The 25644-nt window shown below is 68.2% G+C and carries 21 protein-coding genes; 10 read left to right on the top strand and 11 right to left on the bottom strand.

Annotation, left to right across the window (positions count from 1 at the left end):
* Window positions 1-618, top strand: a 618-nt coding sequence (locus ACRDPN_RS01060) for a DapH/DapD/GlmU-related protein (protein WP_431445473.1), incomplete at its 5' end; no start/stop codon positions are given.
* A complete protein-coding gene (locus tag ACRDPN_RS01055; RefSeq protein WP_431445472.1) occupies window positions 618-1445 on the top strand; it encodes a hypothetical protein in 828 nt (275 codons plus the stop codon). The genes ACRDPN_RS01060 and ACRDPN_RS01055, both read left to right, overlap by 1 nt.
* A 10-nt stretch (window positions 1446-1455) precedes the next feature.
* Here ACRDPN_RS01055 and dapC read toward each other — a convergent pair whose 3' ends face one another.
* Window positions 1456-2559: a succinyldiaminopimelate transaminase gene (gene dapC, locus ACRDPN_RS01050; RefSeq protein WP_431445471.1), complete on the bottom strand. Its 1104-nt coding sequence runs from the start codon at window positions 2557-2559 to the stop codon at window positions 1456-1458.
* Complete coding sequence (fdxA, locus tag ACRDPN_RS01045) at window positions 2556-2879, bottom strand: ferredoxin (RefSeq protein WP_431445470.1); 324 nt, start codon at window positions 2877-2879, stop codon at window positions 2556-2558. The genes dapC and fdxA overlap by 4 nt, the downstream gene beginning before the upstream one ends.
* A gap of 103 nt (window positions 2880-2982) precedes the next feature.
* On the opposite strand from fdxA, the gene ACRDPN_RS01040 reads away from it, so the two are divergent.
* Entirely contained in the window at window positions 2983-3936 is a 954-nt protein-coding gene (locus ACRDPN_RS01040) for a GNAT family N-acetyltransferase (RefSeq protein WP_431445469.1), read from the top strand.
* An 18-nt stretch (window positions 3937-3954) separates the two neighbouring features.
* On the opposite strand, the gene ACRDPN_RS01035 is transcribed toward ACRDPN_RS01040, so the two are convergent.
* Together ACRDPN_RS01035 and ACRDPN_RS01030 are read right to left on the bottom strand one after the other, a co-directional pair.
* The gene (locus ACRDPN_RS01035) at window positions 3955-5943 is read right to left on the bottom strand and encodes a VanW family protein (RefSeq protein ID WP_431445468.1); all 1989 of its coding nucleotides are present in this window, start codon (window positions 5941-5943) and stop codon (window positions 3955-3957) included.
* Between the two features lie 94 nt (window positions 5944-6037).
* Window positions 6038-7351: an NAD(P)/FAD-dependent oxidoreductase gene (locus tag ACRDPN_RS01030; RefSeq protein ID WP_431445467.1), complete on the bottom strand. Its 1314-nt coding sequence runs from the start codon at window positions 7349-7351 to the stop codon at window positions 6038-6040.
* A gap of 80 nt (window positions 7352-7431) precedes the next feature.
* Between ACRDPN_RS01030 and ACRDPN_RS01025 the strand changes: the two genes are divergently transcribed.
* On the top strand, window positions 7432-8052 hold the full coding sequence (locus ACRDPN_RS01025; RefSeq protein WP_431445466.1) for a TetR/AcrR family transcriptional regulator: 621 nt from the start codon (window positions 7432-7434) through the stop codon (window positions 8050-8052).
* On the opposite strand, the gene ACRDPN_RS01020 is transcribed toward ACRDPN_RS01025, so the two are convergent.
* The 3 genes from ACRDPN_RS01020 to mshB are packed head-to-tail and all read right to left on the bottom strand — an operon-like array spanning window position 8031 to window position 9819.
* Entirely contained in the window at window positions 8031-8567 is a 537-nt protein-coding gene (locus ACRDPN_RS01020) for a flavin reductase family protein (RefSeq protein WP_431445465.1), read from the bottom strand. The genes ACRDPN_RS01025 and ACRDPN_RS01020 overlap by 22 nt on opposite strands.
* The gene (locus ACRDPN_RS01015) at window positions 8564-8914 is read right to left on the bottom strand and encodes a hypothetical protein (RefSeq protein ID WP_431445464.1); all 351 of its coding nucleotides are present in this window, start codon (window positions 8912-8914) and stop codon (window positions 8564-8566) included. Before ACRDPN_RS01015 ends, ACRDPN_RS01020 begins: the two co-directional genes overlap by 4 nt.
* The gene (gene mshB, locus ACRDPN_RS01010) at window positions 8911-9819 is read right to left on the bottom strand and encodes an N-acetyl-1-D-myo-inositol-2-amino-2-deoxy-alpha-D-glucopyranoside deacetylase (RefSeq protein ID WP_431445463.1); all 909 of its coding nucleotides are present in this window, start codon (window positions 9817-9819) and stop codon (window positions 8911-8913) included. Before mshB ends, ACRDPN_RS01015 begins: the two co-directional genes overlap by 4 nt.
* Window positions 9820-9869: 50 nt before the next feature.
* Between mshB and ACRDPN_RS01005 the strand changes: the two genes are divergently transcribed.
* The 4 genes from ACRDPN_RS01005 to ACRDPN_RS00990 all read left to right on the top strand — a co-directional run bounded on the left by ACRDPN_RS01005 (window position 9870) and on the right by ACRDPN_RS00990 (window position 18836).
* Window positions 9870-11945 carry a prolyl oligopeptidase family serine peptidase gene (locus ACRDPN_RS01005; RefSeq protein WP_431445462.1) on the top strand — a complete coding sequence of 692 codons (2076 nt, stop codon included), beginning with the start codon at window positions 9870-9872 and terminating at the stop codon, window positions 11943-11945.
* A gap of 183 nt (window positions 11946-12128) precedes the next feature.
* Complete coding sequence (locus tag ACRDPN_RS01000; RefSeq protein WP_431445461.1) at window positions 12129-15257, top strand: efflux RND transporter permease subunit; 3129 nt, start codon at window positions 12129-12131, stop codon at window positions 15255-15257.
* Window positions 15254-15700, top strand: a complete 447-nt coding sequence (locus tag ACRDPN_RS00995; protein ID WP_431445460.1) for a hypothetical protein — start codon at window positions 15254-15256, stop codon at window positions 15698-15700. The genes ACRDPN_RS01000 and ACRDPN_RS00995 overlap by 4 nt, the downstream gene beginning before the upstream one ends.
* A gap of 1 nt (window position 15701) precedes the next feature.
* The gene (locus ACRDPN_RS00990; RefSeq protein ID WP_431445459.1) at window positions 15702-18836 is read left to right on the top strand and encodes an efflux RND transporter permease subunit; all 3135 of its coding nucleotides are present in this window, start codon (window positions 15702-15704) and stop codon (window positions 18834-18836) included.
* An 8-nt stretch (window positions 18837-18844) separates the two neighbouring features.
* Here the strand turns inward: ACRDPN_RS00990 and ACRDPN_RS00985 are convergent, their stop codons facing one another.
* A complete protein-coding gene (locus ACRDPN_RS00985) occupies window positions 18845-19708 on the bottom strand; it encodes a bile acid:sodium symporter family protein (protein WP_431445458.1) in 864 nt (287 codons plus the stop codon).
* Between the two features lie 29 nt (window positions 19709-19737).
* Window positions 19738-20490 (bottom strand): phosphotransferase, encoded by a 753-nt coding sequence (locus ACRDPN_RS00980; protein WP_431445457.1) that lies wholly within the window; start codon window positions 20488-20490, stop codon window positions 19738-19740.
* A 54-nt stretch (window positions 20491-20544) separates the two neighbouring features.
* Here ACRDPN_RS00980 and ACRDPN_RS00975 point away from each other — a divergent pair, with 54 nt between their 5' ends.
* On the top strand, window positions 20545-21771 hold the full coding sequence (locus ACRDPN_RS00975; RefSeq protein WP_431445456.1) for a YibE/F family protein: 1227 nt from the start codon (window positions 20545-20547) through the stop codon (window positions 21769-21771).
* A gap of 50 nt (window positions 21772-21821) precedes the next feature.
* Window positions 21822-22535 (top strand): DUF2510 domain-containing protein, encoded by a 714-nt coding sequence (locus tag ACRDPN_RS00970; protein ID WP_431445455.1) that lies wholly within the window; start codon window positions 21822-21824, stop codon window positions 22533-22535.
* A gap of 18 nt (window positions 22536-22553) precedes the next feature.
* Here ACRDPN_RS00970 and ACRDPN_RS00965 read toward each other — a convergent pair whose 3' ends face one another.
* Together ACRDPN_RS00965 and ACRDPN_RS00960 are read right to left on the bottom strand one after the other, a co-directional pair.
* Window positions 22554-23612 carry a 2-oxoacid:ferredoxin oxidoreductase subunit beta gene (locus ACRDPN_RS00965; protein WP_431445454.1) on the bottom strand — a complete coding sequence of 353 codons (1059 nt, stop codon included), beginning with the start codon at window positions 23610-23612 and terminating at the stop codon, window positions 22554-22556.
* Window positions 23609-25465 carry a 2-oxoacid:acceptor oxidoreductase subunit alpha gene (locus ACRDPN_RS00960; protein ID WP_431445453.1) on the bottom strand — a complete coding sequence of 619 codons (1857 nt, stop codon included), beginning with the start codon at window positions 25463-25465 and terminating at the stop codon, window positions 23609-23611. The genes ACRDPN_RS00965 and ACRDPN_RS00960 overlap by 4 nt, the downstream gene beginning before the upstream one ends.
* Window positions 25466-25644: the final 179 nt, after the last annotated feature.

The following is a 25644-nucleotide window of genomic DNA, read 5'->3' as shown; positions in this document are numbered from 1 at the left end:
GTCTGGACGTCCATCGGCCCGTGCTCGGTGCGCGGCTTCGAGCACACGCGAGCCCGCGCACGGGCAGCCGGTCGCGCGATCAATGTTTCGAGCGTCGACAAGTTCCCCCGCATGACCGACTACGTGGTGCCCAGCGGCGTGCGCATCGGCGACGCAGACCGGGTGCGCCTCGGCGCGCACCTGGCCGAGGGCACCACGGTCATGCACGAGGGATTCGTCAACTTCAACGCCGGCACCCTCGGCACCGCGATGATCGAAGGACGCATCTCGGCCGGTGTGACGATCGGCAACGGCTCCGACGTCGGCGGCGGTGCCTCGATCATGGGCACTCTCTCCGGAGGCGGCACGGCCGTCATCAGCGTCGGCGAGAACAGCCTCGTCGGCGCCAACGCCGGCATCGGCATCTCACTCGGCGACGACTGTGTGGTGGCCGCCGGCACGTACGTCACCGCCGGCAGCAAGGTCCGGATGCCCGACGGCAGCGTGGTCAAGGCGGTCGAGCTGTCCGGTCAGGACGGCATCCTGTTCCTCACCAACTCCGAGACGGGTGCGATCGAGGTCCGTCCGCGCGGCGAGCGCACCGGCATCGAGCTCAACGCCGACCTGCACGCCAACTGATGCGGCTGCGCTGGGTCATCCTCGCCGGGCTGGTCACGGCCGCCGTTCTCGTCACCGTCGTCGTGCGTGATCGCGAGCCCGTGCGCGGCGAGTACTGCATGGCCGAGGTCGGCGAGACCCGCCTGCAGATCGACGTCGAGCAGGCGCGATGGACCACCCTCATGGCCGCGATCTCCCAGCGCCGCGGACTGCCGCCGAGGGCCACGACCATCGCCATCGCCACGGCGTTCCAGGAGTCGAAGATCCACAACATCGACTACGGCGACCGCGACTCCGCCGGCCTGTTCCAGCAGCGCCCGTCACAGGGCTGGGGCACGCGCGAGCAGGTGCTCGACCCGGAGTACTCGATCGGCCGCTTCTACGACGGGCTCGTCAAGGTGAAGGGCTACCAGGCGATGACGATCACCAAGGCGGCCCAGCGAGTCCAGCGGTCGGCGTACCCCGCCGCGTACGCCGAGCACGAGGAGTTCGCGCGCGCCCTCGCCTCCGCGCTCCGCGGCTACAGCCCGGCGTCGTTCAGCTGCCGCGTCAACCCCGCCGCCGGCGGCCGGACGCGCGACGTCGCGGACGACGTCAACGATTCGTTCGGGGACATCCCGGTCGAGGTCGACCGTGGTGCCGTTCGTGTCCCGCTCGAGGGACGTGCACCCGACGTCGATGCCCGCGGCTGGGGACTCGCGCACTACGCGGTCGGCAACGCGCCACGGCTGAAGATCGCGTCGGTCGCGTTCGACGGCCTCGTGTGGACCGCCGAGGACTCCCCCGACGGCTGGGTCGTCGACAGAGGCGCCGCACGCGACACCGTCGTGATCCGCGTTGAGGGTTAGGAGACGCGCCCTAAGTCTGGGCGAGCCGGGCGGCGGCGGCGGCCACGCGCTCGTCGGTGGCGGTGAAGGCCACCCGGACGTGCCGGCGACCGGCCTCGCCATAGAAGTCGCCAGCGGCGGCGAGGATGCCGCGCTCGGCCAGCCAGTCGATGGTGTCGCGCCCGGGCTCACCACGCGTGGCCCAGAGGTAGAGGGCGCCCTCGGAGTGCTCGACGGTGAAGCCGGCGGACTCGAAGGCCGTGCGCAGCACCGAGCGGCGGGCGGCGTAGGTGACTCGCTGTTGCTCGGCGTGGGCATCGTCCGCGAGCGCAGCGACCATCGCGGCCTGAACCGGGGTGGGCACCATGAACCCGAGATGCTTGCGCACCTCGACCAGCTCGGCGACGACAGTCGCGTCGCCGGCCACGAACGCCCCGCGGTAGCCGGCGAAGTTGGAACGCTTCGACAACGAGTGCACGGCGAGGACGCCGTCGAAGCTGCCGCCGCACACGTCGGGGTGTAGCACCGAGACCGGTTGGTCGTCCCAGCCGAACTCGAGGTAGCACTCGTCGGAGACGAGCAACGCGCCCCGCTCCCGCGTCCAGGCCAGCACCTTGCGCAGGTGGTCGACACCGAGGATGCGCCCGTGCGGGTTGGCCGGTGAGTTGACGTAGACCAGTGCCGGACGGCCCGGACCGATCGCGACCGTCGAGTCCGCGGCCAGCACCTGGCAGCCCGCGTAGCGGGCACCCACCTCGTACGTCGGGTAGGCGAGCTCCGGCACGACGACGAGGTCGTCGGGGCCGAGTCCGAGCTGCGTCGGCAGGTTGGCGATGAGCTCCTTGGAGCCGACGGTGGCGAGCACGTGGTCGGCAGTCAGGCCGACCACACCGGCCCTCCGCTCCAGCCAGTCGACCGCGGCCTGACGCACTGCCACCGGACCCAGCACGGTCGGGTAGCCGGGTGCGTCAGCGGCGGCCGAGAGCGCCTGCTGCACGATGTCGGGGGTGGAGTCGACCGGCGTGCCCATGGAGAGGTCGACGAGTCCGTCGGGATGGGCGGTCGCTCGGGCCTTCGCCTCGGCGATCGTGTCCCACGGGAACGCCGGGAACCGCGCCGAGACCGGAGCGGTCATTCCTGGTTCTGCGGAGGGAGAGCGGCGATGATCGGGTGGTCGGCATCGATGACCCCGGTCTTGGCGGCGCCTCCGGGAGATCCGATCTCGTCGAAGAAGTGCACGTTCGCGTCGTAGTACTCCTTCCACTCCGCGGGCGTGTCGTCCTCGTAGAAGATCGCCTCGACCGGGCACACCGGCTCGCAGGCGCCGCAGTCGACGCACTCGTCGGGGTGGATGTAGAGCATCCGTTTGCCCTCGTAGATGCAGTCGACGGGGCATTCGTCCACACATGCGAGGTCCTTCAGGTCCACGCACGGCTGGGCGATCACGTAAGTCACGACAACTCCTCCTCATCGGGCTACTCCAAGTATCGCGGCTTGATCAACCCGGCCCGACGTCAGGTCCAACTCATGGACACCGCGGCTGTGAAAGGCTCCCGTCATGACGATCGATCCGGGTGCAAGGGGTCGTCGCGTCGTCGTGCGGCACGTCGTCGGTGGGCGTGGCCCGAGCGGCGGGCCGGCCATGACCGACGTCGTCGGACGGCTGGTCGAGCTCACCGAGGACGAGGCGTGCATCGAGCGCCGCGACGGCAGCCTGACCCGCGTGACGCTGACCGACGTCGTCACCTGGAAGGTCGTGCCGGACCGACCTCTCCGGTCCCGTCGTGCCTCGTCCGCAAGCGCCGACAAGCTGACTCGCATCACGTCGCGCGGATGGCCGGCCATCGAGTCGATGGCCCTCGGTGAGTGGGAGCTGCGAACGTCCCGCGGGTTCACCGGTCGGGCGAACTCGGTGGCGGTCCACGGTGATCCCGGCATGCCGTTCGACGACGCCCTCCGCCGGGTTCGCGACTTCTACGACCAGCACGAGCGGCCCGCCCTGGCTCAGGTCGTCATGGGCTCAGACGACGAGGAACGCTTCGCCGCCGCCGGCTGGGAGCCGATGAGGAGCCATCGCAACGGTGCGCTCGTGCAGGTCACCGACCTGCGACCGGTCCACGCGATCGATCCCGAAGCCGTCATCGCACCGACGGCAGACGACGACTGGCTGTCGATGTACGGGCGCGTCGAGGATCCAAGTGCCGCGCGAGCGGTCCTGGAAGGACCGGACACGGTCGGGTTCATCTCGATCGGGAACGTGGCGATCGGACGGGTCGCCGTCTCCGGCGAGTGGGCCGGCATCGGGGCGGTCGAGGTGCTGCCCGAGCACCGACGCCAGGGACTGGCCCGGCGCATCGTGGGGACGGCGATTGCCTGGGCGATGGGACACGGAGCCGACAAGGCCTACCTACAGACCATGCGCGACAACACGGCAGCTCTCGCGCTGTACGCATCGTTCGGGTTCGTCGATCACCACGAGTACCGCTACCTGCAGCCGAGTGGCGCAAACTGAACCGATCTGGGTCCGGCGTCAGTTCTTCGGCTTCTTGCCGCAAATGACCTTGTCGGCGGCCTGGTAGCTGGCGGTGTCGGTCTCGCGCTTCACGACCTCGCCGCCCCGCATGAACGTGCGGAACACGTCGATGTCGAAGCCCTTGATGGGCTCCTGCGGAACGCAGCGCTTCGTGTCGTCGTACTGCTTGCCGGGCTCCCGGAAGTTTCGCTTGTCTGATCGGCCCGCCTTGATGTCCCAGACCTTGGTGCTCCACATCTCCACGTGCATCTCGCCCTGACTGCTCGGCGTGCTCGGGGTGACGTTGGCGCGGATGAGCACCCCGTAATCCGTGCTGTTGCGGAAACGCAGGTCGAGGCTGCCGAAGTAGAGGGTGGCCTCGCGTCCCATCGGGTAGCGGTCGAGGTAGAACGCGTGCGGATGGTGCTCGATGTCGTCGAGCCCGGCGAAGAACGCCGCGTTGTATGTCGTGGTCGCGACCTGGGAGACGCCACCGCCGAGCTCCTCGCGGAAGACGCCGCCGCTGATGATGGTGCCCTTCGTGAAGCCGTTCGCGGCGGTGCGTTCGCCGACGGCGTCGTTCATGCTGAACGTCTCCCCCGGCTCGAGAATCGTCCCGTCGATGAGCGCCGCGGCCCGGCCTTGGTTGGTGTTGCGGTACGGGGCGTAAGGGAAGTACGTGCTGAACGAGCTGACCCGCTCCTTGATCCTGAGCTTCCTGGCGTCCTTGGTGGTGAACTCCGGATCGACGACCTTGGCCTCGACCTCCACGCTGCGAGCCTCGCCGGTCTTGGTGATGGCCGGAACCAGCTTCTCGGCCATCTCCTTGGGCTGGAGACCGACGCCTTCCTTGCCGGGCACGATCACCGGCCTGCCGTTCTCGATCCGCACGGTCGCGTCCACGGCCTTCTTGCCGATGCCGGTGGTGGAGCTGGTAAGTGGCGCGGCCAGCGTCTCGGGGTCGATCTCGGGCGTGAGCTTCCCGTCGATGACACGAACCGTCAGAGCCGATGCGTAAGCGCTGACCGGCAGCTGCACCTTCTTCGTGCCGACCTTGAGGGCGACGGGGCCGCTGACCGCGGGCTCGGCGATCGACTTCATCGCCTCGTCGAGACCGTCGGCGTCGACGGCCGGGTCGACCACAGAGGTGGGCACGGGGATCGGGTCGCGGGCCACGAGGTAGCCGCCGAGGACGGCGTCGGCGGTGTCCGACTTGCTGACGGCCAACCCTTCCTTCGGCTGCCGAGCCTTCGGCTTGCTCTTCGGGAACGTGATCTGTGCCTCGACGACCTCTCGGTCGACGCTCGAGGCGATCGACGCGACGGCGCTCTTCAACTTGGCGTCGTCGGCGTCCACCACCGGGTCGAACTCGTGCTCGCCGAACAGCAGCCCGGCCATCGTCGCCGGGTTGAAGCTGTGCTGCCCGCCGGCCTGCTCGATGCTGCGGTCGAGGTCGAAGGAGAGATCGGCCGCCTTCGGCTTGATGGTGAACTCCTTGCCATCGTGCTTGAGCACGACCTCGTCGTCGGTGCGCGGACTCAGCTCGCGGTCGACGGCCTCGCGCGCGCTGCCCGGCGACATGCCGCCGACATCGACTCCGCCGATCGTGGCGTTGGCGGGCATGAGGAGCCCCGTCATGACGACGCCGATGACGTACAGGACGCCGAGCACGAGCACTGTCCCGATGATCGCCCGTCTCACCTGGCGGCGGCGAGGCGGTTCGTCACCCGTCGTCTCGTCGGACGTCGTCTCGTCGGACGTCGTCTGGTCCGACGTCGTCTCGTCGGACGTCAGGGACCCCATCACGGACCACGCCGGCACGGCCGGGATCGGCTCGGTTTCCGGCCCCTGGTCGGATTCCAGTTCTGGCTCTGGGTCAGGCTCAGGCTCGTGGTCGAGGTCGTCGTTCTCCTCGACCGCCTCCGCCTCCGCCTCCGGCCTGGTCGGATCGTCCGGGTCCGGATCCGAGGGGCCGGCAGGGTCGCGCGGCTGTTGGTCATCGACCAACGTCCTCACCCCCACTCAGTCATCGCGGCCATGTATGCCCGCACGATCGTCCCCTAGTGAGGGCCTACGTTCAAATCCGCGGGCGGAAGCACGCTCAGACTGTGGCGATGCTCACCGGCAGCCGCAGGGGCTCGACGCTCGCGGGACGCACCTTCTCCCGCCGCCTCTGTTCCTTGGCCGACGTGACGATCTCCCGCAGCGTGGGGCCGATCCTGCCCGGTCGGTCGACGAGCGCCTGCATCGACGCGAGGACGAGTCGGCGAGTGCTGAACAGCTCCCACGGCGAGATCTGGTGGTCGAACACCTTGATCAGGTCGCGGGCGCCGTCCGGATGATTCGAGACGTTGCGCATCATGCGGGTCTCCAGCGGTGTGGAGGCGCCTGGCGAGCCCAGGTCGGACGCGAACCAGTACATGTCCCAGGCGTCGTCGTCGCGCCACGACCACCAGTGCCGCAGATCGGCATCCAGGTCGCCCGCCAGCCCAGCGACGATGGCTGGTGCGAGGTGGTCGACCTGACGCAAGGCGTCCGAGATGCCCTGCCCCGGCGTGAAGTCCTTGAAGTGTCCGGCGTCGCCGACCAGTGCCCAGCCCGGCCCGGCAGCCTCGCGGAAGAAGCTGTGCCACTCGGTGATCATCCGGATCGGACCGACCCGCGTGGACCCGGCCACGAGATCGGCGAGCTCGGGCCAGGCCCGCAGGCCGCGGTCGAAGCTCCCGTCGCGGTCGGCCATGAACGTCTGGCTCTCGCTGATGGAGATGCCGACGCCGGCCATGTACAGGCCGTCGGCGGGCGCCGCGATGAAGGCGTTGTCGCCCACCCTGCCGATGCGCAGGTGTCCTGCGCTGTCGCTCACGCCGTCGAAGTACGCGACCGCGAACATTCGTCCGCCGGGAACCACGTGGTACTCACGAGCTCCGACCCACTCCGCCACGCTCGAGCGCATACCGTCGGCACCCACGACGAGCCGGGCGCGGATCGGACCATCTCCGGTCTCGACCCCCACCATGCGTCCGTCGTCGCGGAGCATGCCGGTGACGCGGGTACTCGTGCGGACCTCCGCGCCGGCCGCCTCGGCGGCCTTCACGAGGACGTCGTCGAGCGTGACGCGCCGGACGCAGAGAGCCGGGAGGTCTCCGGGCTCGGCTTCACCGTCGATGCGGACGTCGTCGTTGATGAGGGAGATGTGATCGATCTCGACCGCGCCCAGATCCAGCAGCGTGTCGCGGATTCCGAGGCGCTCGAGGATCGCGACTCCGTGCGACTGGACGAGGTGGGTCGAGAGCGTGTCGCTCGGAAAACGCGCCTGATCGACGATGCAGACTTCCAGACCGGCCTGCGCCAGCATCGTCGCGAGCGGGGAGCCGGCACACCGTGCGCCGACGATGACGACGTCGTACTCGTGCATGGGAGCCTCCGGACCAATGGACATTCGGTCAGTCTCGCGGTGAATCTTGTCAATGTCAAGATTGCGATACTGTAGGCGATGTGACCTCCACCGACCAGCGTCCGTACCACCACGGCCACCTCCGACAGGTCGTCATCGACGCCGCCGTGGCCGAGGTGCAGGCAGCGGGTGCCTCCGCCCTGAGCCTGCGGGCGATCGCCAGGCGAGCAGGGGTCTCCCACGCCGCCCCGGCCCACCACTTCGGCGACAAGAAGGGCATCTTCACCGCCATCGCGATCGAGGGCTTCGACCTGTTGACGGCGGCCATCGCGCCGGTCGCGTTCGAGGACGAGGGTTTCCTCGCCGGCGGTGTCGGGTACGTCCAGTTCGCGCTCGAGCACCCCGGCCACTTCGAGGTGATGTTCCGGCCGACGCTCTATGACCGCGACGACCCGAAGCTCGTCGAGGCGGGCGACCGTGCGTTCGAGGTGCTCGCCGACAGCGCACGACACGCGATCGAGCTGCAGGGCACCGACGACGACGCCGAAGGCCTGGCGATCGCCGGCTGGTGCCTGTCGCACGGACTCTCAACGCTGTGGCTGCAGTCGAACCTGGTCGACAAGATCGGCCCGGACCCGTTCGACCAGATCTCTCGCGGAGTGGTCGCGCTCGGCGAGATCGTGCGGCGGGCCCAGGTAGCTCAGACGTCGCCGGACTCGTAGACGGTCTTCTCGCTCTCCGGCGACCGCACGATGGTGCCGTAGTGGGAGCGGAAGTACAGCAGCGGATCGTCGTCGTCGTCCTGAACCGCCGCCCAGGTGACCTCGCCGACGAGGATCGTGTGGGTACCGCTGTCGTGGGCGCCGATCGTGCGGCACTCCAACCAGGCGAGGGAGGCGTCGAGCAGCGGGACGCCGAGCGCGCCACGGTGGTGCGGGATCTGGTCGAACTGACCCTCGAGCGGGCGGCCGCGGTGAGCGAACCAGGCAGACGCCGCACGCCCGCGATCGCTGAGGATCGACACCCCCCAGATGCCCGACTCCAGCACCGCCTCGTGGAACCGGCTCGTCCGCTTCGAGCACACCAGAACCCGGGGCGGATCGAGCGAGACCGACGTGAAGGCGCTGGCGGTCATGGCGTGGTCGATGCCGTCGAGCACGGTGGAGACGATGGTGACGCCGCTGGCGAACCGGCCGAGGGCACCGCGAAAAGCGGTCTGATCGGCGGGCTCGGTCACTGTTCAAGCCTAGTGGCGTGTCGCCGAGAGTTGCGGACGACGACCACCCCGAGTGACCCCATGCCGAGCACGGCGTAGGCCCAGCCCAACCAGTCGTTGGCGACGAGGTAGCTGCCGCCCGGCGCGAACGACTGCACTGTCAGCACGAGCGTCCATCCGAGCGCGAACCAGGCGTCGCCCACCCGGCCGACCTTTCCGGCCGCGAGCCCCACGGCGATCGTGGCAGCCAGCGCCAGCACCAGACCCCACGGCCACTGGACGTCGCCCACCTCCACGGTGTGGCGGTGAACGACTGCACCGACAACGGCGACGTAGACGCCGAGAAGAACCAGCCCGAAGCGGATCACAGCCCGGCGAAGAGGTCGTCCTCGAGACCGCTCCCTTCTGGCGGCGCAGGCGTGCCCTTGACCAGGCGGAAGAACTCGACCCCCCACACCCGGTTGCCGAAGTTGTTGGACAGGGCGAAGAACGGCCCGTCGGTGGCGATCTGGCTGGCATGTGCCCGCATCGCGTCCAGCTTGGCCTCGAGGAAGTCGGAACCGTCGACCATCGCGTCGAGGTCGTCGTCCTCGACGGCGAACGGTGGGAGGTTGTCAGGATCCATGCCCTCGAACGTCGTGGTGTCGCCCGCGTCGCGCAGGGCGCGCAGGCCTTCGCGCATCTCGCTGGCCGACATGGCGCTCCAGTAGATCTTCGGGATGTCCCACGCCTCGCCGAAGTCGCGTCGGTACGACGGGATGGAGGCGAGCACAGCTCCGTACGTGGCGACGCGATGCGCCTGGATGTGGTCCGGATGGCCGTAACCGCCGAACTCGTCGTAGGTGACGAGCACCTGCGGTCGCACCTCGCGGATGATCTCGACCAGGTGGTTCGCCGCCTGGGTGAGGTCGGCGTGCCAGAACGTGTCACCGCGGGTCTCGTCCAGCGGCGCCGCGTGACGGTCGGGCGCCCACTGCATGCCCGAGTCGCGGAAGTTGAACATGCCGCCGAGGAATCGGACGTCGGTGACGCCGAGCAGTGCCATTGCGGCGTCGAGCTCCTTGACCCGGTGCGCGCCGAGCCCGTCCTCCTGGTCGGAGGCGAGGTGCTCGATCTCGGGCATGAGGATCTCGCCCTCCTCGCCGGCCGTGCACGTGACGAGCGTGACCTGCGCGCCCTCCGCGACGTAGCGCGCCATCGTGGCGCCGGTGCCGATCGTCTCGTCATCGGGATGCGCGTGCACGAGCAGGATCCGCCGGTCGTCCAGGGTCATGGGGCAAGGCTACGACCAGGGGCCGACGGGTCTGATGGTGAGATGGGGACATGACCGTCTCCTTCCCGCGGCTCGCCGCCCGCACGGCCAGGTTCACTCTCGGCATTCCGCGCAACATCGCGGTGGCGCCGGACGGGTCGAAGGTTTGGTACATCCGCACCCCCGACGGCGTCACGCGCACCGGACAGCTGTGGGAGCACGACGTGGCCACGGGCGCCGAGTCGGTGGTCGTCGACCCGGCGGCCCTGCTCGGCGAAGCGGGTGAGGAGCTGCCGGCTGAGGAACGGTCCCGACGCGAGCGCAGTCGCGAGTCCAGCGCCGGTCTGGTCGACTTCAGCGTCGACGACACCGGACGCTGGGCATCCTTCGCGCTCTCCGGACGGGCCTGGGCGGTGCATCTCGCCGGCCGCGCGGTCACCGAGCTGCCGACCGTCGGTGCCGTCGTCGACCCACGGGTGGACCCGACGGGACGCAACGTCGCCTACGCATCCGGAGGCGGGTTGCGCGTCGTCGGCATCACCGGACGCGACGAGCGCGCCCTCGTCGAGCCCGAGTCCCCCACCGAGGTGTGGGGGCGCGCCGAGTTCATCGCCGCCGAGGAGCTGGGTCGCTACCGCGGGTTCTGGTGGGCGCCCGACGGTGGCTCGCTACTCGTCGAACGCTACGACGAGGCGCCGGTGCAGGTGTGGCACGTGGCCGATCCCGAGAACCCGGACCGCGAGCCGGCTGCCCAGCGCTACCCGGCGGCTGGCACGCCCAACGCGATCGTCACGCTCTGGCACGTCGGTCTCGACGGCTCACGCACCGAGATCGGCTGGGACCGCAACACCTTCGAGTACCTCGTGGGCGTCACCTGGACACCGCATGGCGACCCGGTCCTGCAGGTGATGAGCCGCGACCAGCGGCATGCCCAGGTCCTCGCGGCCGACACGAGCTCCGGCTCCAAGCGGGTGCTCCGCGAGCTCGTCGACGACGACTGGGTCGAGGTCACGAGCGCGCCGAGATACGCCGAGGGCGGTCGCCTGGTCACGATCGAGGACATCGACGGCATGCGACGCGTGGTCGCGGACGGCAAGCCGATCAGCGACCTGACCTGGCAGGTGCGCAGCATCGTCAGCACGCATCCCGACTCCGTGATCGCGACCGCGTCCCAGGAGCCCACTGAGGTCCAGGTCGTCCGGTTCGGTCTCGACGGCATCTCCGAGCCGATCACCGCCGGCCCGGCGGTGCACGGCGCGGTCGTCGGCGGTCCGACCACCGTCATCACGAGGTCGGCGCTCGACCACCCGAGCACCACCGTCACGGTGCATCGCGAAGAGATGGCGAACCAGATCACGGTGGCGAGCGAGCCACCGCCGCTCGAACCCGGCGTCACGCTCCTGCACGCCGGACCGCACGCGCTCCGCACGGCTGTCCTGTTCCCGCGAGACCACGCGCTCGGCTCGCAGCGACTGCCCGTGCTCATGGATCCGTACGGCGGGCCGCACGCGCAACGCGTGCTCGCCTCGTCGCGGATGTTCCTCGAGGCCCAGTGGCTCGCCGACCAGGGGTTCTGCGTCGTCATCGCCGACGGACGCGGGACGCCCGGGCGCGGCCACGCCTGGGAGCGCGCGGTCCGCCACGATCTCGCGAGCGTGTCCCTCGACGACCAGGTCGCTGCTCTCGCCGCGGTTGCGGAGCAGTTTCCCGACGACGTCGACACCTCGCGGGTGGGCATCACCGGATGGTCGTACGGCGGTTACCTCTCGGCGCTGGCGGTGCTGCGCCGCCCCGACGTCTTCCACGTCGCGGTCGCCGGCGCCCCGGTCACAGAGTGGCGGCTCTACGACACCGCCTACACCGAGCGCTACCTCGGCGACCCGAACGTGCAGCCGGACGTCTACGACCGCAACTCGCTGCTGCCACTCGCCGAGAAGCTCGTGCGACCCCTCCTGCTCATCCACGGAATCGCCGACGACAACGTTTTCGCGGCCCACACCCTTCGGCTCTCGTCGGCGCTCCTGGCGGCCGGACGACCGCACTCGGTGCTGCCGCTCTCGGGCGTCACGCACATGACGTCGCAGGAGGTCGTGGCCGAGAACCTGGCCGTCCTCCAGGTGGATTTTCTGCGTCAGAACCTGCCCTGACCTGCACCGCGGGAAAAACCCTCCATAAGAACTATCGACCGGACTCACAGGCTTGAGTACATTTCGGATCGGTACAGGAGATCTTCAGGCAAGGAACCCTCGGGGAACACTAGTCCCAGGAGCTGCCATGACCCTCACCTGGCCACCTCGTTCGATGCTCACTGATTCGTCTGGAAGCCTCCGATGATCCGCGCACTCGTTGGCGGCTCCATCAAGCTCCGCGGCCTGATCATCGGCCTCGCCGCAACGATCCTCGCCACCGGTTTCGCGGTCCTTCCGGACGCACCGGCTGACGTCTACCCGGAGTTCACTCCCCCGTACGTCGAGATCCAGACCGAGTCGCTCGGTCTCTCGGCAGCCGAGGTCGAGCAGCTCATCACCGTGCCGCTCGAAGCAGACCTCCTGAACGGTGTCGAGGGTGTCGACGTGATCCGCTCGTCGTCCACCCCCGGCCTGTCATCGATCGTGCTCGTGTTCGAGCAGGGCTTCGACGTCTACAAGGGCCGCCAGCTGGTCCAGGAGCGGCTCACGCAGCTCGGCGGTGCCGCCTTCCCGAACGTGTCGAAGCCGGCGGTCATGCTGCCGCCGCTGTCCTCTTCGAGCCGCGTGATGATGATCGGCCTCAACTCCGACGAGCTGACCCCCATCCAACAGTCCGTCATCGCCCGCTGGACGATCCGTCCTCGCCTGATGGGCGTGCAAGGGGTCGCCAACGTGAGCGTGTGGGGCATGCGTGACCAGCAGATCCAGGTGCAGGTCGACCCGGAGAAGCTGCGAGACGAGAAGGTCACGCTGAACCAAGTCATCCGTACCGCCGGAAACGCCCAGATCGCGTCACCGGTCAGCTACATCGAGGCATCGGTGCCCGGCACCGGCGGCTTCATCGAGACCCCCGCTCAGCGGCTCCCCATCCGCAACGTCTTCGACAACATTGCCAGCCCGGAGACGCTCGGCAAGGTGCCGGTCGAGGACACGCGAGGACGACTTCGGCTCACTGACGTGGCCAACGTCGTCGAGGCGCACCAACCGCTGATCGGAGACGCAGTCGTCGACGACGGCAACGGCCTCATCCTCGTCGTCGAGAAGTTTCCCGGCACCGACACCGCCGAGGTCACCGAGAACATCGAGGAGGAGCTCAAGAACCTCACGCCCGGACTCGAAGGCATGAAGGCCGACACGTCGATCTTCCGTCCTGCCGACTACGTCGCAGCGGCCGAGAAGAACATCGCACTCGCGGCCGGTATCGGCGCGTTGCTCCTCCTCGTGGCCCTGTTGGCGTTCGTGCGACGTTGGCGCCAGGTGTTCATCTCCGTCGTGGCAATCCCGACATCCCTGGTCGCCGCTGCGCTGGTGATGCACTGGACCGGCATGACGTTCAACGCGATCTCGATCGCCGGACTCGCTCTCGCGCTCACCGTCGTGGTCGACGCGGCCATCACTGGCTCCGACGCACTGACGCGGTCACACAGCGTCAGCCGCGCGACGCAAGCAGTCGGCCGGCCGATGGCGTACGCCACCCTCATCGCCGCGCTCGTCGTCCTACCGCTGATCATGCTCGAAGGTCGTCCAGGCGCGTTCCTCGAACCTCTTGCCACGGCCTATCTGGTCGCCGTGGTCGCCGCGACCGTGGTGGCGTTGACGCTCACGCCGGCGCTCGGCACGGTGCTCACGCCCAAGGAGCGCAGGGCCGAGAACGGGCGATTGGCCCAGCGGTACCGGAACGTCCTCCCCCGTGTCGCAGGACCAGCGGTGATCGTCACGGCTTTGGTGGCTTCCGTGCTCGTCGTCGTGGTCGCCCCCTTCCTGTCCCGCTCCGTGGTGCCCGATCTCGAAGATCACGCGGTGCTCGTCCGACTGGCGAGCCCGAGCGGCACATCGAACGTCAAGATGACCGAGATCGCCACCGACCTCAGCGCGAAGATCCGCGACCTCGAGGGCGTGCAGAACGTCGGCGCCTCCGTGGGTCGCGCAGTCACTGGTGACCGCATCGTCGACGTGAACGCCGGCGAGATCATGGTCAAGATCGATCAGGATGCCGACTACGACGAGACGGTCGACGCGATCCGCCGTGCGAGCAGCGGCACCGAGGGCGCCGAGGTCAAGGTCTCGACGTACGTCGACGACCGAGTCAGCACGATCGGCGCCCTGCTCTCCGGCCAGAACGTGGTCGAGGGCGACGGCATGGACGTCTTCATCGGCACCGACAAGCCGATCAAGGTCCGCGTGTTCGGTCAGGAGCAGCAGGTCCTGGAGGAGCAGGCCGCCAAGGTCGCCGAGATCGTCAACGGGGTCGAGGGCGTGCGCAACACCGTCGTCGAGAAGCCCGTGCAGCAGCCAACCTTGGAGATCGAGGTCGATCTCGACAAGGCACAGGAGGTGGGGGTCAAGCCCGGTGATGCGCGCCGCGCCGAGGCGATCATCGTCCAGGGCATCCTGGTCGGCAGCGTGTTCGAGGATCAGAAGGTCTTCGATGTCGTCGTCCAGGGGAATCCGGCGATCGCCAAGAACCTCGACGCAGTTCGCAACCTGCTCATCGACCGTCCCGACGGTGGCCATGTGCGCCTCAACGAAATTGCCGACATCCGCGAGGGCACCTCGCCGACCGTCATCGAGCGCGACGAGGTCTCTCGCAAGCTCGACATCACCATGGACGTCGACGGGCGCAGTGTCGAGGACGTGACCGACGAGCTCGAGGAGAAGCTGCAGGGCGTCGACATGCCGCTCGAGTACCACACGAAGGTGATCGACGGGACCGTCGCCGACGAGATCAACAGTGCTCAGGGCGTCGCGTTCGCCCTCGCGGCGGCACTCGCCGTGCTGCTGCTCATGCAGGCGGCAGTGCGCAGCTGGCGTCTGGCCGGGCTCGCCTACCTCGCCCTCCCGTCCGCGTTGCTCGGTGGTGTCGTGGCGCTCCTCCTGCTGGGTGACGGTCTGACCGTCGCGACAGGTGCCGGCCTGCTGGCGGTCCTCGTCCTGGCCGTGCGCAACACGCTCACGACCCTCGATCCGATGACGGACGACAACGATATGTCCGAGAGAGCGCTGGAACGCCTCGGCCCGGTCGTGACGAGCAGTCTCGCGATCGCGGCGGTGCTGCTGCCGTTCGCGGTCCTAGGGTCGGGTGTCGGGCTCGAGATCCTGCAGCCGATGGCGATCGTGGTGCTCGGCGGTCTCGTCACGACCGTCCTTCACGCCCTGCTGGTCGTGCCCGCCCTGGGTCTGGCGGTCCCCGCACCCGGACCTGACCAGGATGAAGAGATCCTCGAACCCGCGCGCACCGAGTCCTCCCCGATGGAGGAGGCCAAGCCATGAACACCTCCGAACCGACCATCGACCGGAAGGTCGCAGCCGCCGTCGTCGCCGTCCTCCTGGCTGTCGCACCCGCCGCCTGCAAGCAGGCCGAGGCGATTGAGCAGGAGCACTACCAGGCCTCGAAGATCACCCCGGCCAAGGACGGCAGCGGGCACCCGACGGTGACACTCACGAAGCTCGGCGCGGAACAGATCAGCCTGAAGACGGTACCGATCGAGAAGAACAGGATCCCCTACGCGGCCATCCTGTACGACGCCAAGGCCGGTCAGCCGTACGTCTTCGTCAACACCAAGGGTCTGTCGTTCCATCGCGAGGACGTCACCATCGAGAAGGTCGACGGCGACATGGTCGACCTGTCTGATGGGCCGCCGAACGGCACCCCTGTCGTGACGGTGGGAGTCCCACAGATCCACGGTGCCGAGCTCGAGTTCGGAGCGTACTGACATGCGGTGGATCGTGGCGCGAAGTCTCCACTTCCGCTGGATCGTCCTCTTCCTGGCCGGCACGTTCATGGCGTTCTCGATCGCCAAGATCCCGGAGTCGAAGGTCGATGTCTTTCCCGAGTTCGCTCCGTCACAGGTCGAGATCCAGACGATTGCCCTCGGCAACTCAACGTCCGAGGTCGAGGCCTTGGTCACCGTGCCCATCGAGGAAGCGCTCAACGGCCTGCCCGGGCTCGAGGAGATGCGCTCGAAATCGGTGGCCCAGCTGTCGTCGATCCGGCTCATCTTCAAGAAGGGCACCGACGAGACCCTCGCCCGCCAGCTCGTGCAGGAACGCATCTCTCAAGTGGCGCCCAACATCCCCACCTGGGCGAGCCCTCCGTGGATGATGCCGGCGCTGTCCGCGACCAGCCGCATCCTGAAGATCGGCATCACGTCCGACCAGCTCGACCTCATCGAGCTGTCCTCGATCTCGTACTGGAAGATCCGCCAACACCTGCTCCGCGTGCCCGGGGTGGCGGGCGTCGACATCTACGGCGAACGTCTCAAGCAGCGGCACGTCCAGGTCAACCCTGACCTGCTGGCCAAGTACGACATCCCCATCGAGACCGTCATGGAGGCCGGCTCCGAGGCGCTGGATGCCGGCGTGCTGCAGTACGCAGAGAGCTTCACGGTTGGGCAAGGCGGCTTCGTCGAGACAGCGACAAGGCGGCTCAACGTCGAGAACGTTCAGCCGATCACCAGTGCGAAGGATCTCGCCAAGGTCCCCGTGGCCAAGCGCGGTGACCGGGTGCTGCGCATGTCCGACCTCGGCGACGTCAAGCAGGACAGCATGCAGCTCTGGGGCGAAGCTGTCATCAACGACGGTGACGGCCTGATGCTCATCGTGCAGAAGTACCGCGGCGCGAACACCAAGGAGGTCACCGACGGCGTCGAGCAAACCATGCGGGAGATGGCCCCCGGCCTGCCCGCGATCGAGTACGACACGACCATCTTCCGGCCGGCGACGTTCATCGAGGAGTCGATCAACAACCTCACCATCGCCTTGTTGCTGGGCGTGCTGCTGGTGGTCGTCATCATCTCGGCGTTCCTCTATACGTTCCGAACGGCGTTCATCAGTCTGATCTCCATTCCGCTGTCGTTACTGGGTGCCTTCCTCGTTCTCGACGCTCGCAACGTGACGATCAACGTCATGGTTCTGGCCGGGCTGGTGGTCGCGATCGGGGTGGTGGTCGACGACGCCATCATCGACGTCGAGAACATCGTCAGGCGCTTGCGCCAGGCACGGGCGGAGAACGCTGCAAAGTCGACGGTTCGCATCGTGCTCGAGGCCTCGGTCGAGATCCGCAGTGCCATCACCTTCGCCACCATCATCAACGTCGTCGCGATCGTGCCCGTCCTCTTCCTCGAAGGGCTGTCTGGTTCGTTCTTCCAGCCGCTCGTGCTGTCCTACGGCCTGGCCGTGTTCGTCTCCATGCTGGTCGCGATGACCGTGACTCCCGCGCTCTGCCTGGTGCTGTTGCACCGAGGAACGCTGCGAGAGAAGGAGGCCCCACTGCTCCGGGTGCTCAAGCGTGGCTACGCGAGCGTGCTCCGCCGCGTGGTGCGACGCCCGGCACCCGCGATGATCGTCGCCGCAGTCATCATCGCGGTCGGGGTGCCGTCCTACATGTCCACCGGAACGCAGCTGCTGCCCAACTTCAAGGAACGCGACTTCCTGATGCACTGGCTCACGGAGCCGTCGACGTCCATCACCGAGGAGAAGAAGGTGTCCGTGGACGCCTGTCGAGACCTCATGGAAATCCCCGGGGTTCGCAACTGCGGCTCGCACATCGGTCAAGCACTTCTCAGCGACGAGGTGTACGGCGCGTACTTCGGCGAGAACTGGGTCAGCGTCTCCAAGGACGTCGACTACGACCAGACGCTTCAGAAGGTGACCAACACGGTCGACAGCTACCCGGGCATGCAGCGCGACGTCCAGACGTACTTGCGTGAGCGCGTCAAGGAGGTGCTCACCGGTTCGAGCGGCGCCGTGGTCGTCCGCATCTTCGGACCGGATCCGACCAAGCTCACCGAGCTGGCGAACACGACACTCAAGGCGATCGGAGACACGCCCGGCCTCATCGAGGCCGCGGCCGACCTGCAGAAGGAGATTCCCCAGATCGAGATCGAGCTCGACCTGGAGAAGGCCCGCAAGCACGACCTGAAGCCCGGCGACATCCGGCGTCAGTCCTCGGTGTACATCGCGAGCGAGGAGGTCTCCGACATCTTCTCGGGTGGCCGCGCGTATGACGTGCACATCTGGTCGATCCCTCAGGTGCGCCACAGCTTCCAGGACATCAAGGACCTACCGATCGACACGCCGGCGGGCGAGAAGGTGAAGCTGTCCGAGGTGGCGGACGTGCGGTTCGCCCCCAGCCCGAATGCGATCCTGCGCGACGACCAGTCACGCCGAATCGATGTGGAGGGCAACATCGCCGAGGGCGGCGACCTCGGTGCCGTCGTCGAGGAGGTGGAGCGGCGGGTCGCAGCCCTGGAACTTCCACCGGAGTACAGCGTCAAGGTGCTCGGCGAGTCGTCCGAGCTCACGAACTCCCAGAACACGCTGGCGGTCTACGGTCTGGCGGCCCTGCTCGTGATCTTCCTTCTCCTGCATGCAGCCTTCGGCAGCGTCCGGCTCGCCGCGCTGGCGTTCCTGCTGCTCCCGGTCTCGCTGGTCGGCGGTGTGTTGGCGGTGGCGCTGAGCGATGGCCTCATGTCGCTCGGCTCGCTGATCGGGTTCCTGACGGTCTTCGGAATCGCAGCTCGTAACGGCATCTTGATGATCACCCACTTCCAGCACCTCGAGCACGAGGAGGGCATGGAGTTCGGCCCCGAGCTGGTGATGCGTGGCGCGTCCGAGCGGCTGGCCCCGATCTTGATGACCGCATTGGCCACCGGTCTGGCGATCGTGCCGCTGGCCGTTGCCGGCAGCATCCCCGGTCACGAGATCGAGCACCCGATGGCCCTGGTCATCCTCGGCGGGCTGATCACCGCGACGCTTTTGAACCTTTTCATCATCCCGTCGCTGTACCTGAAGTTCGCCAAGCCGCGCTCGCGCGGAGGACGTCGCCTGGACGCCCCGGCGACCGTCTGACCGTCCCCTCAGGCGGTCTGCCGGGCCAGGTCGCGGCTGATGTAGCGACCCCAGAGCGCCGCGAAGGCGAACATGAACAGCGAGTACACCGCGGCGGGAATGGAGATCTCCACCTCGTCGAGGATCTCGACGGCGACGTAGATCGCGAGCGTCGCGTTGTGCACACCGATCTCCATCGACGAGGCGATGGCCTGCCGGTCGCCGACGCCGAACAGGCGCGGGACGAAGTAGCCGATCGTCAGGCTGAGTGCACAGAACACGGCCGTCGCGAGACCGACCTTGCCCAGGTACTCGGTGATGTTCTCGCGCTGGTCGACGACGATGGCGATCACGAGCACGGCCAGGATGACCGCCGAGCCGATCCGTACCGGCCGGTCCATCCGGCGCGCGAACGCCGGCCGCCGGGACCGGACGAGCATGCCGATGGCGACTGGCACGAGCACGATCGCAATGACCTGCACGACCTCGACCAGCGGCAGCTCGACCGAGTCCTGTCGATCGAAGTACCGGATGGTCAGCCCCGTGATGAGCGGCAGGGAGACGATCGAGATGAGCGTGTTGATCGCGGTCAGCGTGACGTTGAGCGCGACGTCGCCGCGGAACAGGTGACTGAACAGGTTGGCGCTGGTACCACCGGGCGACGCCGCCAGCAGCATCATGCCGATGCCGAGCAGCGGCGAGAGGTCGAGCAGCACGACGAGACCGAAGCAGATCGCGGGAAGCAGCAGCAGTTGGCACCCCAGCGCCACGACGACCGCGACCGGCGCCTGCCGCAAGCGACGGAAGTCGTCGGCGGTCAGAGACAGCCCGAGGCCGAACATGATGATGGCCAGGGCGATGGGCAGACCGACGGTCGTCAGCACGGAGTCCATGGCTCACCGTACTGGCCGACGAGGGCCACTCAGAGCAACGCGACGAGAGCGTCCTTGCGCTCGAGAAAGGCGTCGAGCCGGTCGCGAGTACGCTGGGGTTCGCCGACCCGAGCGAGGTTGAGAAACCCTGGGTCCCCTCGCTCCTGACCTGCGGTGATGCGCTCAGATGCCGTGTTCATCCGTTCGACCACGGCGTCGAGAAGCGTCAGCGTGCCCCACTCGCCGTAGGCGTCGACGAGCAGATCGAGTCGGCGCGCCGTCTCGTCCAGACCGATCTCGCGGTACAGAGGAACACCGGTCCAGGCGAGGAACGCGAGGTCGTCGATCGGACGCCCCGGCCCGGCCATGTCCCAGTCGATCATCGCGACGAAGTGCCCGCTCTGGATGATCCAGTTGTAGGCGCCCGGGTCGTGGTGACAGACGATCTGGTCCGGGGCGAGCTCGGCCTCTCCCCCGCGCCACTCCCGCGGCCCGTCGGGTCGGAAACCCTCGACGACGTCGTGGAAGTCGCGCAACCATGCCACCGCTTCGGTGAGGACGTTCTCGAGCACCACCTCGCGATCGACCGGTACGCCGCGGCCCTCGAGATAGCTGAGCACCTCGCGACCGTCGTCGTCGAACCCGTGCACCTCGGGTATGCCCCGCAGTCCCTGCTCGGTGAGGTAGGTGAGGAGCTCGTGCACGGCCGGCGTCCAGGGTCCGGTCGGGCGCCGAACCGTACGGCCGACCCTGGTTGCGCCGCCGACGTTGCCGGGAAGCTCCTCGGGTTCATCGGTGCTCATGTCCAGATCGTGGCACGAGAGGCGTGTGGTGAAGGCCGGTGGCAGGGTTAAGGGGTGGGCCTGACGCACACCAGCACCGAAGTCGACTACGGCCGGCCTCGACCTGTGCTCGCGTTCGTGCTGGTACTCGTGGTGCTGGGCATCGCAGCGGGCGCGATCCTCGGCATGGTGGCGCTGTGGCCGGATTCCGACAAGGTTCCCCGGGGCCAGAACCCGTATGCCGCTGAGGGCGTCAGCACCGTCGACGGCAAGGTCACGGGCGTCGAGGGGTTCGACTGCGACTCCGGCGGGGAGGGCCCCGACCAGCAGCCGTCCGTCCCCGGCCAATGTGCGCGGGTGAGCGCATCGACGGCCGACGAGAAGGCGTCCTTCACCTTGGATCCGGGCCGTTACCGTGCCGGCATCGAGGTCGGCGACGACATCCGGATGACCCGCATCCAGCCGGCGGGCGAGACGGCGTCGTTCGAGTTCCTCGACTTCAAGCGCGGGCTGCCCCTGATCGCGCTCGCGATCGTCTTCGCGGTGCTCGTGGCGCTGGTGGCCGGGATGCGCGGGTTGTTCTCCCTCGTGGGCATCGGGGTCACCCTGCTCGCGCTGACGAAGTTCATGCTTCCCGCGATGCTTGCGGGCGAGAGTCCGTTGGCGGTCGCCGTCGTCGGCTCGACCGCGATCATGATCGTGGTGCTCTACCTGGCGCACGGGGTGAGCATCCGCACGACGTCCGCGTTGTTCGGCACCTTCGCCGGCATCGGTCTGACCGCCCTGATCGGGCTCTGGTCGACCGGCTGGACGAATCTGAGCGGGGTCGGCACCGAGGACGACCAGGCCCTGATGGCTACGGTGCCCGCCCTCGACCTGTCCGGGGTGGTGGCCGCGACGATGGTCATCGCCGGTCTGGGTGTGCTCAACGACGTCACGGTCACCCAGGCGAGCGCAGTGTGGGAGCTCCGGGCGCTGCGACCGGCTGCCGGCCGCGGAGCCGTGTTCGCGTCCGCGATGCGGATCGGCCGCGACCACATCGCGTCCAGCGTCTACACGCTGGTCTTCGCCTACGCCGGATCGGCGATGACGGTGCTGCTGCTCATCACCGCCTATCAACGCGATCTCGCCGAGATCGCCACCACCGAGGACATCGGCCAGGAGATCGCCCGCACCCTTGTCGGAGCGATTGGTCTCGTGCTGGCGGTGCCCGTCACCACGGCGCTCGCCGTGCTCATGGCGTCGAAGCCGCTGGACGAGGACGAGGTGGACGAGCGAGCTCCTGTCGCAGAACCGGCGTGAGCCGTCTGAGGATGCATTAGGGTCTCTGCAGGTCCAACGCAAAGGGCTTCATGACAGACGACTCCCACGACATTCCTGCCGGCTGGTACCCCGACTCCGAGGGCACGATCCGCTGGTGGGACGGCGCCGAGTGGACCGAGCACGTCCGGCGCGGTTCCGGCGACGCAGAAGACACCGTGGTGATGCCGGCGGATCGTTCGGACACGGGAGCGCGCCACACGGATGCCCACCTGACCGACGACGACGAGCCCGACCACAAGCGCAGGACGTGGCTGGTGGCGACGGTCGTCGGACTCCTGGCCTTCTTCCTGGGGATGGGCATCGCCGGGAGTGGCTCTTCTGAGCCCGAGGTGCCGATCGCCGGCGAGACCGCGTCGTCGGGGGCGACCGAGGAGGAGCTGAACCAACGCGAGGACGACCTCGAGCAACGCGAGGGGGCTCTGCGGTCGAAGGAATCAGAGCTGAACCAGCGCGAGCAGGACGTGGAGGCCAGGGAAAAGGATCTCGAGGAGGCCGAGGCCAGCACGGGAGCGGACACGATCGGGAACGGTGTCTACCAGGTCGGGGCCGACGTCCAGCCGGGTCAGTACGTGACCGGCGGCCCGGAGGACCCTGACGACTCGCCGTGCTCGTTCCGGGTGTCGACCGACGAGGCCGGCGAGGACGTCATCACGAGCGAGGAGTCGGAGGGACAGGCCGAGGTCCTGCTCGAGGAAGGGCAGTACTTCATGTCCGAGAGCTGCCTCATCTGGGAGCTCCAGTAGGCTCCTTGGTGGGCATGGTCATCCGACGGTCCAGGTGTCGCCGCCCGACAGGAGACCGGCGAGCTCGTCCCGCGGCTCGGACTCCCCGGCACCGGCCGTTGCGAGCTGCGCGCGTGCCTCGTCGTCGTACGTGGGGCGCTCGACCTGACGGAAGATGCCAATCGGCGTACGGGTGAGCACGCCGGCGCCGCTCAGCCTGGAGAGCGCGAAAGCGGTGCTGGGGTCGTCCGCCGTCGCCTGGTGCACGAGCAGCGCCTGCTCCCCGACCTCGTCGACCTCGGCCACACGCACTCCCCCGCCCGGGTCTCTGACGACACCCATCCGGCCATCGGTGCCGAAGCGAATCGGCTCGCCGTCGACGAGAGGGATGATCGCCTCGTCGCGTGTGTCCGGCTTCTTGATCGAGTCGAAGGCCCCGTCGTTGAAGATCGGGCAGTTCTGCAGGATCTCGACGAGGGCGGTGCCGCGATGGGCTGCCGCGGCGGACAGCACGTGGGTCAGGTGCTTGCGGTCGGAGTCGATGGTGCGGGCCACGAAGGTGGCCTCGGCTCCGAGTGCCAGCGAGACGGGGTTGAACGGATGGTCGACAGACCCCATCGGCGTCGACTTGGTGACCTTGCCGGTCTCGGACGTCGGTGAGTACTGACCTTTGGTCAGGCCGTAGATGCGGTTGTTGAACAACAGGATGGTCAGGTTGACGTTGCGGCGCATCGCATGGATCAGGTGGTTGCCGCCGATCGACAACGCATCGCCGTCCCCGGTGACGACCCACACCGAGAGGTCGCTGCGGGTCGTCGCGATGCCGGTCGCGATGGCCGGCGCACGACCGTGGATCGAGTGCATGCCGTAGGTCTCGAGGTAATACGGGAAGCGGGCCGCGCACCCGATGCCCGAGATGAACACGATGTTCTCGCGCCGCAGGCCCAGATCGGGGAGGAGTCCCTGCACGGCCTTCAGCACCGCATAGTCGCCACAGCCCGGGCACCAGCGGACCTCCTGGTCGCTCGTGTACTCCTTGGCGGTCTGGTCGGCATCCGACGTGGGGACGCCGTGAAGACCCAGCGGAAGGTCGATCATCGGGACTCCCCGGCGGATCGGTGGACGTCGATGATCGTGTCGATCAGCTCCGCGACCTGAAGCGGCATGCCGCGAACGCGGTTGTGGCCCACGGCATCGACCAGGTAGCGGGCGCGCAGGAGCATCCGAAGCTGCCCGAGGTTCATCTCCGGGACGAGCACGCGGTCGTAGCGCTCGAGCACGTCGCCCAAGTCCGGCGGGTAGGGGTTGAGGTGACGCAGGTGGGCCCGGGCCACCGGGATCCCCCGTCGACGGACCCCCTTGCAGGCGGCGCCGATGGGTGCATAGCTCGACCCCCAGCCGATGACGAGAACCCTGGCGTCGCCGTCGGGGTCGTCGACCTCGGTGGGGCCGATATCGTCGGCGATGCGGTCGATCTTGGCCTGCCGGAGCCGGACCATCGTGTCGTGGTTGGCGGGGTCGTAGGAGATGTCGCCGGAGATGTCCGCCTTCTCGAGCCCGCCGATGCGATGCTCCAGACCCGCCACCCCCGGGATCGCCCACGGTCGGGCAAGAGTGTCCTCGTCGCGGGAGTAGGGCTCGAACGGCTCGTCAGGGTCCGCCGATGCGAAGCCCGGATCGATGGGCGCGAGCTCGGCGACGTCCGGGAGCAACCACGGCTCCGACCCGTTCGCGACATACCCGTCCGACAGCAGGATCACCGGTGTGCGGTACGTGATCGCCATGCGGGCGGCCTCCAGTGCGGCGTCGAAGCAGTCGGCCGGCGACCGTGGGGCGATGATCGGGAGGGGCGCCTCGCCGTTGCGTCCGAACATGGCCTGCAGGAGGTCGGCCTGCTCCGTCTTGGTCGGCAGACCGGTCGACGGGCCGCCGCGCTGGACGTCGATGACGAGCAAGGGCAGCTCGAGCATCACGCCCAGGCCGATCGTCTCCGACTTCAGCGAGATGCCCGGACCGGACGTGGTGGTGACGCCGATCGCGCCGCCGAACGCCGCACCGAGCGCCGCGCCGATGCCGGCGATCTCGTCCTCGGCCTGGAACGTCGTGACACCGAACCGCTTGTGCTTGCTCAGCTCGTGCAGGATGTCCGAGGCCGGGGTGATCGGGTAGGAGCCGAGGAACAGCGGCAGCCCCGACTGGGTCGACCCGGCGATCAGGCCGTAGGCCAGCGCCAGGTTCCCGGTGATGTTGCGGTAGGTCCCCGCCGACATCGGCGCCGGCTTGATCTCGTAGGACACCACGAACGCCTCCGTGGTCTCCCCGAAGTTCCATCCGGCCTTGAACGCGGTGACGTTGGCGTCCCGGATGTCGGGGGCCTTGGCGAACCGCCGCTCGAGGAACCCGATGGTCGAGTCGGTCGGGCGCCCGTACATCCACGACAGCATGCCGAGCGCGAACATGTTCTTCGCCCGGCCGGCGTCCTTGCGGGACAGCCCGAACTCCTTGACCGCCTCGACGGTCATGTCGGTCAGGTCGAAGGCGTGCACGGCGTACTCGTCGAGCGCGTCGGTCTCCAGCGGGTTGTCGGCGTAGCCGGCCTTGTTCAGGTTGCGGGTGGTGAAGTCGTGGGAGTCGACGATGATCGTCGCGCCCTTCTTGATGTCACCGAGGTTGGCGCGGAGCGCGGCCGGGTTCATCGCGACCAGCACGTCGGGGGAGTCCCCGGGGGTGAGGATGTCGTGGTCGGCGAAGTGCACCTGGAACGACGACACGCCGGGCAGCGTGCCCTGAGGGGCGCGGATCTCGGCCGGGAAGTTGGGCAGCGTCGAGAGGTCGTTGCCGAACGTCGCGGTCTCCTGGGTGAACCGGTCGCCGGTGAGCTGCATACCGTCGCCGGAGTCGCCCGCGAAGCGGATGATCACGCGGTCGAGCTGCTTGACCTGCTTGGTCACGCTTGTTTCCTTCTTTCCGCGGGGCGGCCGGAAAGGCGGTGCGCGGTCACGCCCCGTTTCGCGTCTGGGTGCCTCACGGCCATGCTACGACCGCTTTACTCGGCATTCACGCGAAGTCCAGCACCCGGTCCCGACTCCCGGTTGTGACGAGTTGGCTGTCCGAGGCGCCCTCCGAGAGC

It is taken from the genome of Aeromicrobium sp. (genome assembly GCF_050700635.1).
GTDB lineage: Bacteria > Actinomycetota > Actinomycetes > Propionibacteriales > Nocardioidaceae > Aeromicrobium.
The sequence above is the reverse complement of the archived record's forward strand: the minus strand, read 5'-3'. Positions and strand labels throughout refer to the sequence as shown.

What these genes read in the sequence shown, in the direction of transcription:
- ACRDPN_RS01055 (WP_431445472.1), top strand. Translation starts at nt 618, where the DNA reads ATGCGGCTGCGCTGGGTCATCCTCGCCGGGCTGGTCACGGCCGCCGTT.
- dapC (WP_431445471.1), bottom strand. Translation starts at nt 2,559, where the DNA reads ATGACCGCTCCGGTCTCGGCGCGGTTCCCGGCGTTCCCGTGGGACACG.
- ACRDPN_RS01040 (WP_431445469.1), top strand. Translation starts at nt 2,983, where the DNA reads ATGACGATCGATCCGGGTGCAAGGGGTCGTCGCGTCGTCGTGCGGCAC.
- ACRDPN_RS01030 (WP_431445467.1), bottom strand. Translation starts at nt 7,351, where the DNA reads ATGCACGAGTACGACGTCGTCATCGTCGGCGCACGGTGTGCCGGCTCC.
- mshB (WP_431445463.1), bottom strand. Translation starts at nt 9,819, where the DNA reads ATGACCCTGGACGACCGGCGGATCCTGCTCGTGCACGCGCATCCCGAT.
- ACRDPN_RS01005 (WP_431445462.1), top strand. Translation starts at nt 9,870, where the DNA reads ATGACCGTCTCCTTCCCGCGGCTCGCCGCCCGCACGGCCAGGTTCACT.
- ACRDPN_RS01000 (WP_431445461.1), top strand. Translation starts at nt 12,129, where the DNA reads ATGATCCGCGCACTCGTTGGCGGCTCCATCAAGCTCCGCGGCCTGATC.
- ACRDPN_RS00995 (WP_431445460.1), top strand. Translation starts at nt 15,254, where the DNA reads ATGAACACCTCCGAACCGACCATCGACCGGAAGGTCGCAGCCGCCGTC.
- ACRDPN_RS00990 (WP_431445459.1), top strand. Translation starts at nt 15,702, where the DNA reads ATGCGGTGGATCGTGGCGCGAAGTCTCCACTTCCGCTGGATCGTCCTC.
- ACRDPN_RS00985 (WP_431445458.1), bottom strand. Translation starts at nt 19,708, where the DNA reads ATGGACTCCGTGCTGACGACCGTCGGTCTGCCCATCGCCCTGGCCATC.
- ACRDPN_RS00980 (WP_431445457.1), bottom strand. Translation starts at nt 20,490, where the DNA reads ATGAGCACCGATGAACCCGAGGAGCTTCCCGGCAACGTCGGCGGCGCA.
- ACRDPN_RS00970 (WP_431445455.1), top strand. Translation starts at nt 21,822, where the DNA reads ATGACAGACGACTCCCACGACATTCCTGCCGGCTGGTACCCCGACTCC.
- ACRDPN_RS00965 (WP_431445454.1), bottom strand. Translation starts at nt 23,612, where the DNA reads ATGATCGACCTTCCGCTGGGTCTTCACGGCGTCCCCACGTCGGATGCC.